Source organism: Selenomonas sp. AB3002 (assembly GCF_000702545.1).
GTDB lineage: Bacteria > Bacillota > Negativicutes > Selenomonadales > Selenomonadaceae > Selenomonas_B > Selenomonas_B ruminantium_A.
The window spans coordinates 318,656-331,107 of sequence record NZ_JNIO01000008.1; the positions used below are offsets into that span (position 1 = coordinate 318,656).

General features: G+C 54.4%; 12 protein-coding genes. 11 read left to right on the forward strand and 1 reads right to left on the reverse strand.

Annotated elements, in window-relative coordinates:
* Nucleotides 1–45: 45 nt before the first annotated feature.
* Nucleotides 46–1,668, reverse strand: coding sequence for a GDSL-type esterase/lipase family protein (locus P159_RS0109070; protein ID WP_029543410.1), 1,623 nt, complete (start codon nucleotides 1,666–1,668; stop codon nucleotides 46–48).
* An 80-nt stretch (nucleotides 1,669–1,748) separates the two neighbouring features.
* Between P159_RS0109070 and cobO the strand changes: the two genes are divergently transcribed.
* From cobO to P159_RS0109125, 11 genes are all read left to right on the forward strand, one after another.
* On the forward strand, nucleotides 1,749–2,288 hold the full coding sequence (gene cobO / locus P159_RS0109075; RefSeq protein ID WP_029543416.1) for a cob(I)yrinic acid a,c-diamide adenosyltransferase: 540 nt from the start codon (nucleotides 1,749–1,751) through the stop codon (nucleotides 2,286–2,288).
* Nucleotides 2,289–2,416: 128 nt separating this feature from the next.
* On the forward strand, nucleotides 2,417–4,069 hold the full coding sequence (ilvD, locus tag P159_RS0109080; RefSeq protein ID WP_029543418.1) for a dihydroxy-acid dehydratase: 1,653 nt from the start codon (nucleotides 2,417–2,419) through the stop codon (nucleotides 4,067–4,069).
* A gap of 136 nt (nucleotides 4,070–4,205) precedes the next feature.
* Entirely contained in the window at nucleotides 4,206–4,688 is a 483-nt protein-coding gene (locus P159_RS0109085; RefSeq protein ID WP_029543419.1) for a tRNA (cytidine(34)-2'-O)-methyltransferase, read from the forward strand.
* 19 nt (nucleotides 4,689–4,707) lie between these two features.
* A complete protein-coding gene (gene murB / locus P159_RS0109090; protein ID WP_029543420.1) occupies nucleotides 4,708–5,625 on the forward strand; it encodes a UDP-N-acetylmuramate dehydrogenase in 918 nt (305 codons plus the stop codon).
* Between the two features lie 112 nt (nucleotides 5,626–5,737).
* Nucleotides 5,738–7,354: an MBL fold metallo-hydrolase gene (locus P159_RS0109095; protein ID WP_029543421.1), complete on the forward strand. Its 1,617-nt coding sequence runs from the start codon at nucleotides 5,738–5,740 to the stop codon at nucleotides 7,352–7,354.
* 114 nt (nucleotides 7,355–7,468) lie between these two features.
* Complete coding sequence (locus tag P159_RS0109100; protein ID WP_318253555.1) at nucleotides 7,469–8,194, forward strand: WecB/TagA/CpsF family glycosyltransferase; 726 nt, start codon at nucleotides 7,469–7,471, stop codon at nucleotides 8,192–8,194.
* Nucleotides 8,195–8,329: 135 nt separating this feature from the next.
* Nucleotides 8,330–8,968, forward strand: coding sequence for a phosphatidylserine decarboxylase family protein (locus P159_RS0109105; protein ID WP_029543424.1), 639 nt, complete (start codon nucleotides 8,330–8,332; stop codon nucleotides 8,966–8,968).
* Nucleotides 8,968–9,675, forward strand: coding sequence for a CDP-diacylglycerol--serine O-phosphatidyltransferase (pssA, locus tag P159_RS0109110; RefSeq protein ID WP_029543425.1), 708 nt, complete (start codon nucleotides 8,968–8,970; stop codon nucleotides 9,673–9,675). The genes P159_RS0109105 and pssA overlap by 1 nt, the downstream gene beginning before the upstream one ends.
* Before the next feature lie 30 nt (nucleotides 9,676–9,705).
* Nucleotides 9,706–10,947: a glycosyltransferase family 2 protein gene (locus P159_RS0109115; RefSeq protein WP_051650470.1), complete on the forward strand. Its 1,242-nt coding sequence runs from the start codon at nucleotides 9,706–9,708 to the stop codon at nucleotides 10,945–10,947.
* 56 nt (nucleotides 10,948–11,003) lie between these two features.
* Complete coding sequence (gene queD / locus P159_RS0109120) at nucleotides 11,004–11,381, forward strand: 6-carboxytetrahydropterin synthase QueD (protein WP_029543428.1); 378 nt, start codon at nucleotides 11,004–11,006, stop codon at nucleotides 11,379–11,381.
* 3 nt (nucleotides 11,382–11,384) lie between these two features.
* Nucleotides 11,385–12,116 carry a 7-carboxy-7-deazaguanine synthase QueE gene (locus P159_RS0109125; protein ID WP_029543430.1) on the forward strand — a complete coding sequence of 244 codons (732 nt, stop codon included), beginning with the start codon at nucleotides 11,385–11,387 and terminating at the stop codon, nucleotides 12,114–12,116.
* Nucleotides 12,117–12,452 lie beyond the last annotated feature (336 nt).

Here is a 12,452-nt window from a genome sequence, read left to right on the forward strand (position 1 = left end):
AAATCCGGTGCTATTTGATAACTTATATCAAATAGCACCGGATTTTTAGCGGAATAATTTCTTATTCATATTGATAATCTCACCCATGAGCATCTTACCCCGTATATCCGGGTGCAGCCCGTCGATGGCGAAGCCGGTGTCCATTTGCTGGCCTGCGGCATCGTAGAAGTATGGCTCCAGGTCTATGTAGTAATCCTGCTGGCGGATCCAGCTGTTGACCTGGGTGAGCTTCATACGCCATTGGGGGTCGGTGTCCGTGTGGAAGGCGTACTTGATGTTGCCGGGATTGATGGGCATGAGGGTCATGAAGATGGGACGGATGTCGTGGGAGCGGCATTTCCGCTTGATTTCCTCAAGGTCATTGATAATATCCTGCGGTGAGATTTCTGGGGCTCTCAGACTGTTGGAGCCGGTGAGCACCAGGAGATTCAGGGGATGCAGGGGCAATACGTCTGTATCGAAACGCTCCTTGGTGGTAGTGGAGGTGTCTCCGCTTCTGCCAAGGTTCAGGCAGGGGAAGTCCAGATAGGTGGTGTAGCTGTACTCCAGGGAAGCGGGGGAGTAGGAGATGGCCCCGCCCCCGTGGGTGATGCTGTCACCCAGGACAGCGGTCTGTACCCGCTTATCCCGCTGGGGCATGGTGAACTTGGCGGTGTCTGACCAGGTGCCGATGATATTGTTGTTGGCATCCAGGGCCCGTACCCGCCAGTAGTATTCTCCTGCATAGGGGCGGGCGTATTCGTCGTAGCAGGTGTTGGCAGAGTCCACAATGCGGCTCCATACCCGTCCTTTGTCCGGCTGGGTGCCATGCTCCTCTGCCGGAGGGGCGGTCATAAGCTCCACCTCATAGTGCATGATGTCGTGGAGGGGAATCCACTGGTACACGGGGTAGATGGGCTGCTGGAAGTCGGGCATCTGGTCAAAGGTATTCAAGAGAGGTGCCTGGGGCATGGGCAGGGAGGAGTCGATATAGATGGGTTCTGACTTGGAAAAGACTCCGATGGGCTGCAGATGGAGATCAAGAGCCCTGGCCCGCCAGTAAATCACCTGCCTGTTGGCATAGGGCCTGAGGTCTGCCTGCCAGCCATTGGTATAGACCTTGCGTGTTATGTAAAGCTGGGAAGCTTTGTCCGGCTGTATGCCTCCTTCCTGGGCGGGAGGGGCAGACAGCAGCTCTACCTCGTAGCACACCGCATCCGGGACTGTGTGCCAGACCAGGAAGGGCATGAGGCTGGCTGGTTTTTCCTTGGTATAATGGAAGATGGGGACGGGGGCAGACTCCGGACGGGTGGCGGCATAGTTAGGGTTGGCAATGGGAGCGGAAGGCTCTGTCAGCTGGCCGAACATGCCGTAAGCCGTCACACGGTAGTACATGGGGATAGCAGAGCGTGGCACTTCGTAGGAATCATTGAAGGTGAATTCTCCCAGGAAGAAGTGCAGGTCAGGCTCATTGGCTACCAGTCCCGTGGTCTTGGAATATGTCTCGATGCGGTAGAAGCAGGGATAAGGCAGGCGCTCCCAGGACAGCACCAGATGTCCGTCCGTCTCCTTGAAGGCAGCAACAAGGGTCTTCTGCTGCAGTCCCAAAACGTCAGTCTTTTCCGCTACGAAAATAGACAAAAGGGTAAATGAGAGTATAATGATGGCAAAAAGCAAAAATTTCTTCATAAACCTACCGGCTCTTAAAGGATTTTCCCTGAATTGTAGGGAATAGTTAATAGTATATCATAAAACAGAGGTGTTGCGAAATGGAAAAGCATGGTTTGATAATGGTACATACCGGTGATGGCAAAGGCAAGACTACGGCGGCTCTGGGGCTGGCCATGAGAGCCTGGGGGGATGGGCTGAGAGTCCTTATCCTGCAGTTCATCAAGGGTGGCTGGAACTATGGGGAGCTGAAGACTATCGAGGAACTTGGCAAACTCTCTGAGGGACGCATCCGGGTAGAGCAGTGCGGCAAGGGCTTCACCAATACGGGCAAGGTCAGTATGGAGGAACATAAGGCTGCTGCCCATGAAGCCCTGGCAAAGGCTGAGGACGCCTTGACTAATGGCCAGTGGGATCTGGTCATCCTCGATGAGATGAATTATGCGGTGAAGTATGAGCTGGTGACCGAGGAGGAGATGATGGCTCTCCTGGACAAGAAGCCAGCCGACCTCCATGTGGTGCTGACAGGCCGGGATGCCTGTGAGAAGCTGATTGAGCGGGCTGATCTGGTGACGGAGATGCATCTGGTGAAGCATCCTTATGACCAGGGGGTGAAGGCTCAGAAGGGCATTGAGTTCTGAGCAGGGGGCTTTTGCCCTTGCATTTTTGTCCATAAAGTTGTAAACTTGTAACATCTTGCTGTACATTTGTGTACTATTTCAGAAGGAGGAACCATGAGTTCCTGCCCGGTTAGGAGAGCTGATACTTTATGAGAAGCGACGTTGTCAAGAAAGGGGCCACCCGCTGTGCCCACCGTTCCCTGTTCAATGCTTTGGGCTTCGGTCCTGAGGACCTGCAGAAACCTTTGATTGGTGTCTGCAATTCCTTCAATGAGGTGATTCCCGGTCACATGGGGCTGAAGGAGATCACTGAGGCGGCCAAGCTGGGGGTGGCCGCTGCTGGCGGCACTCCCATGGAATTCCCAGCTATCGGTGTTTGTGACGGCATTGCCATGGGCCACACGGGCATGAAGTATTCTCTGGCCAGCCGCGAGCTTATCGCTGACTCCATCGAGGCTGTGGCTATGGCTTCGGGCTTTGACGGCCTGGTGCTCATTCCCAACTGCGACAAGGTGGTGCCGGGCATGCTGATGGCGGCTGCCCGCCTGAACATTCCTGCCGTAGTGGTATCTGGCGGCCCCATGCTGCCGGGACGCTACAAGGGACGGGATATCAGCGTCAGCCAGTCCTTTGAGGCAGCAGGCAAGTTCGCTGCCGGGGAAATGGATGAGGCTGCCATGACTGATTTGGAAGCTCATGCCTGCCCTGGCTGCGGTTCCTGCGCCGGTCTCTTCACCGCCAACACCATGAACAGCCTTACAGAAGTGCTGGGCATGGGCCTGCCGGGCAACGGCACCATTCCCGCCGCCTACAGCGGCCAGCGCCGCCTCCTGGCTAAACGGGCCGGGGCTGCGGTGATGGAAATGATCAAGAAGAATGTCTGCCCCCGTGATATCCTCACTAAGGAAGCCTTTGAGAATGCCATCACTGTGGATATGGCTATCGGCGGTTCTTCCAACACGGTGCTGCACCTCACGGCCATTGCCCATGAGGCAGGCATCGAGATTCCTGCGCCCCTCTTTGACGAAATCAGCCGCCGCACTCCCTATATCGCCAAGCTGAGCCCGGCAGGCACGCACCACATGACCGACCTCAACGAGGCTGGCGGCATTCCTGCTGTCATGCATGAGCTGTCCAAGAAGGGCCTTATCCATGAAGAGGCGCTTACAGTCACGGGTACTGTGGCAGACCGCATCAAGCATGCGGAAGTCCTCGACAGGAATGTGATCCATTCCGTGGAGGAGCCTTACCGCAAGGAAGGCGGCATTGCCATCCTGCAGGGCAACCTGGCTCCTGACTATGCAGTGGTGAAGGCTTCTGCTGTGGCAGAGGATATGCTGGTGTATGAGGGCACTGCCAAGTGCTACAACTCCGAGGAATCTGCCTGCAAGGCCATCATGGAAGGCGAGATCAAGGACGGCAATGTGGTGGTCATCCGCTACGAAGGCCCCAAGGGCGGCCCGGGTATGCAGGAAATGCTGAACCCCACGGCAGTCATCACGGGCATGGGGCTCAAGGTGGGTCTCATCACCGACGGCCGCTTCAGCGGCGCCAGCCAGGGGGCCTGCATCGGCCATATTTCCCCGGAAGCCATGGCAGGCGGTCCCATCGCCCTCATCGAGGACGGGGATGTCATCTCCATTGATATTCCGGGTCGCAAGCTGGAACTGAAGGTCAGCGAAGAAGAACTGGCCAAGAGGAAAGCTGAGTGGAAGCAGCCCGAGCCGAAGATCAAGACCGGCTACCTGGCACGCTACGCCAAGCTCACCACTTCCGCCAGCACCGGGGCAGTGGTAGAATAATTTTTATATTGGACTCGGCAGTCAGCAAATTCAGCTGGCTGCTGATTTTTTTGTGCTTTGAAGCACACCAAACCTTGTTTTTATTTATGTCATTAGCTATAATGACAAAGTCAGACGAAAACTAGAGGTGACATTTGTGCATATCGTACTTATAGAGCCGGAGATTCCCGGCAATACGGGCAATATCGCCCGCCTTTGTGCCGCTACCGGCATTGAGCTGCATCTGGTGAAGCCCCTGGGCTTTGAGATAGATGACAAGCATCTGAAAAGGGCGGGACTTGATTACTGGCATCTAGTGAAGGTCCATGTCCATGAGAACTTTGACGAGGTGCTGGAAAAATATGCGGGGCATAATTTCCACTACTGTTCCACCAAGGCACCACGTGCCCATAGCGAAGCCAGCTATGCAGAGGATGATTTGATTATCCTGGGCAAGGAAACGGCGGGGATTCCTGAGGAAATCCTGCAGGAGCATTGGGAAGAATGTGTGCGCATACCCATGATAGCAGATGCCCGCTCCTTGAACTTGGGCAATTCTGCCGCCATTGTAGCTTATGAGGCCTTGCGCCAGCTTGGTTTTCCGGGACTTTCTGAGACAGGTCCGGGACTTCATATTTGATAAGGGGAAGTTTTAGCAAATGAGAATCAGCGAAGAATTTATCAGGGACTGCCGCGCTTTCCTGCAGGCAGACCAGCTGCTTTTAGAGGAACCTATGAGCCGTCAGACTACCTTTGAGATTGGCGGCCCTGCCGACTGCCTGATTTTTCCTCAGACCATAGAGGAAGTCTGCCGGGTGGTTGCCTTGGTGCGGGAATATGACCTGCCTTTGACTGTTTTAGGGAACGGTTCCAACCTGCTGGTGCGGGATGGGGGCATCCGCGGCGTGGTGCTGAAGTTCAACGGTCCCATGTCTGAGATGCATCTGGAAGGCAATCATATCATTGCCGGAGCCGGAGCCCATCTGAAGGATGTCAGCGAGTTCGCTGCCAAGAGCGGCCTCACGGGACTGGAGTATGCCTGCGGCATTCCCGGCAGCATTGGCGGTGCTATCTTCATGAACGCCGGGGCCTATGGCGGGGAGACCAAGGATGTGGCGTACAGCGTCAAGGCCGTGGCCAAGGATGGCACGATGAAGACCTATAGCAAGGAGGAGCTTGACCTGGGCTACCGCCACAGCGTCTTCCAGGAGAACGGGGAGCTCATCTGTGAAGTGGAGCTGGCTCTGGAATCTGGTGACGAGGGGGAGATCCGCCAGGTCATGGCAGACTATACCCAGCGACGTGAAGCCAAGCAGCCTTTGGAAATGCCAAGTGCAGGTTCCACCTTCAAGCGCCCTGAGGGGTACTTTGCAGGCACCCTCATAGACCAGACGGGTCTCAAGGGCTTGCAGGTAGGCGGTGCCCAGGTATCTACCAAGCATGCAGGCTTCGTGGTGAATGCCGGCGGAGCCACTGCTGCCGATGTGCAGAACCTCATCAAGGAAGTGCAGCGCCTGGTCTTTGAGAAGCACGGGGTAAAGCTTTATCCCGAGGTGCGTATGATAGGTGAAGATTGAGGATTTAATTCCTTTAGAGTTGAAAGTCCTTCCCAAGTGGGAGGACTTTTTCTGTTTGCCAAGAATTAAAACAACATAGAAAACACTCTGATTGCAGAAGGGAGTGGCGGCTATGCGTTTGGAATTCTGGGGAGCGGCCCATACGGTGACGGGGTCCTGCTATCTTTTGGAGAGCAGTGACAGGAGATACCTGATTGATTGCGGCATGTTCCAGGGAGCGCGGCGGGTCAGGCTGCTGAACTACAATGATTTTGCCTTCAATCCGGCAGACATAGATGCCGTGGTGCTGACCCATGCCCACGTGGACCACAGCGGCCTGATACCAAAGCTGGTGCGGCAGGGCTTCAAGGGCACGGTGTATGCCACCAAGGCCACCTGTGACCTGGCCAAGATAATGTTGCCGGATTCAGCCCATATCCAGGAGTCTGATTCGCTGCTCATGAACCGCAAGAACGCCCGGCGGGGCCTGGAGCCAATGGAACCTCTCTATACCCTTGATGATGCAGCAGAGGCGCTGAAGCATTTTTCTCCGTGTCCTTATGATGCAGAGTGGGACCTGGCAGACAATATCAAGGTGAAATTCCGTGATGCTGGGCATATCATTGGTTCTGCCCTGGTGGAGATGTGGGTGACCGAAGGGGATAAGACCACCAAGCTGGTATTTTCCGGTGATCTGGGGCAGAATGACCAGCCTATTCTGCGTGACCCTTCTATCATAGACGGGGCCGATTTCCTCATGGTAGAATCCACCTATGGCGACAGGCTACATCCCATTTACGACAAAGAGACCAGGCTGCTGGAAATCATCAATGACACCATGGACAGGGGAGGCAACCTGATTATCCCTGCCTTTGCCGTGGGGCGTACCCAGACTCTTTTGTACTACTTATACAATTTGTGGAGGGCGGGGCGGCTGGACAGCGATATTCCCATTGTGCTGGATAGTCCGCTGGCCATCAATGCCACGAGGATTTTCTTCCAGAATTACGAGAACTTTGATGAGGAATCACTGCAATTGATTGGTCCGGACGGCAGTGTGCCGGAGTTCCCCCAGCTGCACCTCTGCGTGACTCCTGAGGAATCGCGGGCTCTGAATTCTTCCGAAGGTTCGGCCATCATACTTTCTGCTTCGGGCATGGCCGATGCAGGCCGCGTGCTCCATCATCTGAAGCACAATCTCTGGCGCCCTGAGTCCACAGTGCTCTTTGCGGGCTATCAGGCAGAAGGGAGCCTGGGCCGCCGGCTGGTGGAAGGGCTGAAGCGTGTCAGGGTCATGGGAGAGGAAGTGGTGGTCAGGGCCAAGATTGAAATCATGAATGGCTTCTCGGCCCATGCGGACTCCAACCAGCTCATGAACTGGATTGCGGCCATTCAGAATCCCAAGCCTGCCAAGGTCTTTATTGTCCACGGCGAGGCTACTGCCCAGGAGGCATTGAAGACGCGCATACAGAAGGAGTGCGGGGAAGAGGTCTATATTCCCTTCCGGGGGGATGTGGCCAAGATCAGCGGCAGGGCTTCGGAAATCCAGTATTCCAATATACCGGAAGTTTCTACAGAGATGGAAATGGAGGAAGTGCTGAAGACCTTCGACGAAGATTACCGCCAGATGCGGCACAAGGTGCTCCAGTATGTCATTCGCCAGCCCAAGACCATGGACGGCATGGTGAAGGTATTGCAGAAACTCAGGAACTACATGAAGAAGCTGATGGCTTCTTACAATATTGGCTGAACTGTCGGGCAGCTCCCTAAAATCGGGAGCTGTCCTTGTTTTTGTCTTGCCTGCAAAATAAAAAAATGTTACAATCATACGGATAATTGACAGTATGCTATGGGAGGGAATAAAGTGCCTAACAAGGTAGATATATTGGGAGTGAACGTGGATTCGCTCACCATGCAGGAAGCAGTAGAGCAGGTGGAAAAATTCATTGAGGCAGGGACGCCGGTGCTTATTGCCACTGCCAATGCGGAAATGCTCATGCGGGCTACTTACGACGAGGAACTGAAGGAAATCCTCAACGGGGCAGCTATGGTGACCCCGGATGGGGCAGGCACCGTATGGGCTGCCCATCATCTGGGCTTTGCCATGCCTGAGCGGGTGGCAGGCTACGACCTGGCTCAGAATCTCATGGCAGAAGCCTCCCAGCGTGGGCAGAAGGTGTTTTTCTTCGGCTCTGCCCCGGGGGTGGCGGAAAAGGCCAAGGCCAAGGCAGAGCAGCTTTATCCCGGCATCGAGATCTGCGGGGTAAGGAACGGCTACTTCAAGGAAGCTGACGAGCCGGCCATCATTGAAGAAATCAAGGCGGCCAAGCCGGATATCCTTCTGGCAGCTCTCGGCGTGCCCAAGCAGGAGAAGTGGCTCTGGAAATACAAGGATGAGCTGGGCGTACCTGTGTCCATTGGCGTGGGCGGCACCCTGGATGTCATGGCGGGAGTCATGAAGCGGGCACCCCGCTGGATGCAGAAGGCCAAGCTGGAGTGGCTTTTCCGCGGCATGCTCCAGCCCAAGCGGGCAGGCAGGCTTATGGCCCTGCCGAAGTTCGTGCTCAAGGTGCACGCATCGAAAAGGTAATAAAACTAAACGCAGTTATTCAGATTTTGCCTATGGCAAAATCTGAACAACTGCGTTATAATCATTAGGTGGTTCATGGGGGAGTGGATTTCCTCATATAACTAACAACAATAATTCTGCTCAGGAGGTGGAGTCTTGCTCCATATCGTAAGGGAAGGCTATCCTTTCATAGGTTTCTGCCTGGCCTTGGCAATAATTTTGGGTTTCTCGGTCAGCCCTTATGTGGCGGTGGTTCCCGCTGTGCTGGCCCTGTATTTCATGTACTTTTTCCGCAATCCCCGGCGGGAGATTGCGAAAGACTCCCAGCATATCCTTTCCCCTGCCGACGGCACGGTGCAGGACATTGCGGAGCTGAAGCATGATGAGGATGACTTTGTGCAGGGGCCCTGCAAGAAGGTCACGATTTTCATGTCTGTCTTCAATGTCCATGTGAATCGCAGCCCTATGGACGGGGAAATCAAGCTGCAGAAGTACTTTTGTGGCCGTTTTCGTCCTGCCTACAAGGATGAGGTGGGCTTTGTGAATGAGCATCACCTTATCGGTCTGGAAAATGATCGTCTGCGCATTACGGTGAAGCAGATTGCGGGCATTCTGGCACGGCGCATTGTGTCCTGGGTGACCTTGGAGGACAAGCTGAAGCAGGGTGACCTGTACGGCATGATCCGCTTCGGTTCCTGCCTGGAAATCGTCATGCCTGCCGAGGTGGAGGTATGCGTCAGGAAGGGCGAAAAGGTTACAGGGGGACAGACTGTTATCGGGAGGCTGAAGGACTGATGGATTACCGCAAGATCATTCCGAATACGTGCACATCCATGAACCTGGTGTTCGGCATGTGTTCAATCATAGCAACAATCAACCATGATTTCGTTTGGGGCTCAATTTTCATTCTGCTGGCCCTGGTGGCTGATGGTTTGGACGGACGTACGGCCCGTTTCTTCGGGGTGTCCAGTGAGATGGGCAAGGAGATGGATTCACTTTGCGACCTAGGCTCTTTCGGCATAGCCCCGGCCATTCTGGCCTGGTCTTTGGTGCTGAAGGATTTTGGCTTCCTGGGCATGGCTGTGGCTATCTTCTTTGCCATCTGCGGCATGTGGCGGCTGGCCCGCTTCAATGTGAACGCTGACGTGGTGCACGGCTATTTCATGGGGCTGGCTATCCCTGCCGGGGGCAATATTGTGGCTATGTCCACCCTGCTCTTCGTGGAGACGGGCTTTGACCCTCATGCACTGGGCTATAGCTATCCTCTGCTCATGGCAGTGGTGGCTTATCTCATGGTGAGTCATGTGCACTATCCCAATTTCAAGGGAGACGGTGCCGAGCCCATCTATCTGCCCACCAAGATTTTCGCTGCCCTGTTCTTTGCCGCCATTCTCTATCTGGGGTCTGGGGCTATCGTGCCTGCCATTCTGGCAGCTGTCTTTGGCACCTATGCGGCCAGCGGCATACTTAATTCAATCATTGCAATAGCAAGGAAAGGCTGATAGTAAGTGGCATACCCTTTTGATATAGTCATGGTTCCCATGCAGATTCTGATTTTCCTCTTTACCCTGTACTTCTTTGTCATAGGCTTCTGCGGTCTTTGGCGCCGCAGGGAACAGAAAATCATGACACCGAAAAAGACCTTTGCTGTCATTGTGGCCGCGCATAACGAGCAGGCGGTTATTGGGCAGCTGGTGGAGAATCTGCAGCACCTCAATTATCCCAAGGAGCTGTTTGATGTCTTCGTCATTGCGGATAACTGCAATGACAATACGGCTGAGATTGCTGGCAAGGCTGGTGCCATCGTCTGCGAGCGCACTCATCCTACCAAAAAGAGCAAGGGCTTTGCTCTGGAGTGGATGTTCGAGAAGCTCTTTGAGATGGAAAAACAGTATGATGCCGTAGTCATCTTTGACGCGGACAATCTTGTTCATCCCCAGTTCCTGATGGAGATGAACAACCGCCTTTGCAAGGGAGACAAGATAATCCAGGGCTATCTGGATGCCAAGAACCCCTACGATACCTGGGTGGCAGGCACCTTTGCCATCGCCTTCTGGGTCATCGACCACATTTCCCATCTGGCCAAGACCAATATCGGTCTTTCTGCCGTACTGGGCGGCACGGGCATGTGCATCACCACGGATGTGCTGAAGAAGCATGGTTGGCGCGCCACCTGTCTGACGGAGGACATGGAGTTCACCATGAAGTCCCTGGCTGAGGGCATCAAGACCACCTGGGCCCATGATGCTATCGTCTATGACGAGAAGCCCTTGACCTTCAAGCAGTCCTGGAATCAGCGCAAGCGCTGGGCCCAGGGACAGTTCGATGTGGCGCACCGCTTCATCCCCAAGATGCTCATTGAGGGCTGGCGGCAGAAGGATATCCGCATCTGGGATGGCTGCATCTATCTTCTGCAGCCCCACTTCCTGATGATATCCACCTTCTTCATCATCATCAGCTACGTGCAGCTGGGCTTTGAGCCTTTCTACACCAATATCTACACTCTGCTGCCTTCGCAGATGATGACGGCCATCATGATGGGCCAGTACATCCTGCCCATGATCATTCTCTTCAAGATCAGGGCAAAGTGGAAGGCCTGGCTCTACATGCTGCTCTATCCCGTGTTCATCTACTCCTGGATTCCAATCATCTTCCTGGGTTTCATCCACAGGAATGAGCACGAGTGGAGCCACACTCAGCACACCCGGGCCATGAACATGGCAGACCTGGTGGGCAACGTGAAGAACACCAAGGGCTTCGACAAATTGAATTGACCATCTAGCACTTCGCAGCAGCGGGGTGCTTTTCTCTCTAAAGGAGGAAATAAAGAATGTATACACTGAAAGTAGAGGGGGCTTTTGAGGCCGCCCACCGGGTGGCGGGCTATCCGGGCAAGTGCGACAGGCTCCATGGCCACAACTGGGTGGTGGAAGCCACAGTGAAGGGGACTGAGCTGGACGAGCTGGGGATGCTGGTGGACTTCAAGGTCATCAAGAAAGCCTTGAAAAACACTCTGGAGCGTTTCGACCACCGTTACCTGAATGAACTGGCACCCTTCAAGGAGGGGCTTAATCCCACAGCGGAGAATTTGTCCCGTATCATCTTTGAGGAGCTGGAGGAAAGCGAGGTCTTCCAGCGGGACAGCCAGCTGGCGGCTGTCACTGTCTTTGAATCACCGAAATCCAGCGTCACTTATACAAAGGACTGAGCCATGAAAGAAAATCTTATCGAAATTTTTTCTTCCATCCAGGGAGAGGGAAAATACGTGGGCTGCCGTCAGGTCTTCGTGCGCTTCGAGGGCTGCAACCTGGACTGCCGCTACTGCGATACGGAAAATGAGCCGGGCAGCCACAAGACCTGCGATATAGAAACCTATGCTGGCAGCCGTGAATTCGCCAGGGTGCCTAATCCCCGCGCTGCCAGTCAGGTGGCTATGGAAATAAACCGCCTGTGCCAGGAAGTGCCCCATCAGGCTGTGAGCTTCACCGGGGGAGAGCCCTTGCTGCACGCTGACTTCATCCGTGAGGTTGCCAAAGAAATAGAGGTGCCTGTCTTCCTAGAGACCAATGGCACCCTCTATAAGCAGCTGGAGAGCATCATAGATATCACGGACATCATCAGCATGGACATCAAGCTCCCCAGCATTGTCACCCAGCCCCAGTGGGAGGCCCACAGGCGCTTTATCGAGATAGCCAGGGCCAAAGACCTCTATATCAAGCTGGTGGTGGCTGAGGAAACCACGGAAGCAGAATTCCGTCAGGCCATCGACCTGGTGGCAGAGACCGCCCCGGAAACCCTCTTCATCATCCAGCCCGTGACTCCTTATGGCGGCGTCAAGGCTGCCAGCCCGGAGAAAATCCTTATATGCCAGAACTATGCTCTGACCAAACTAAAAGATGTAAGGGTTATTCCTCAGACACATAAGATGATTGGGCAGATTTAAGGCTCTTCGTCTGTAGAAGGCGGTTCATGAGCCGGGCAAATAGGGAGTTTTAGACATGCATTTCACTGTTGCAAAGCAGTGGAATGTATACATATAGATTTATCAGAAAATAATTGACTTTCTATCAAATGCGTAGTACAATGGTCCTATAGAAAACAGAAGCGGATCCGTAGCAGGGAACGCACCCTGCGGGTATGAGCTGTAAGCGTCTCCTCCTAAGGGACGATGAGGGGATTCATTGAGCGCTACGCGCTACGGTCCTGATGGACTTATGCCGGACGGTTCATAGGCGACTGCGGCCTGCTGGTTCAGGCGGCACGGCGTCCATCACTACTA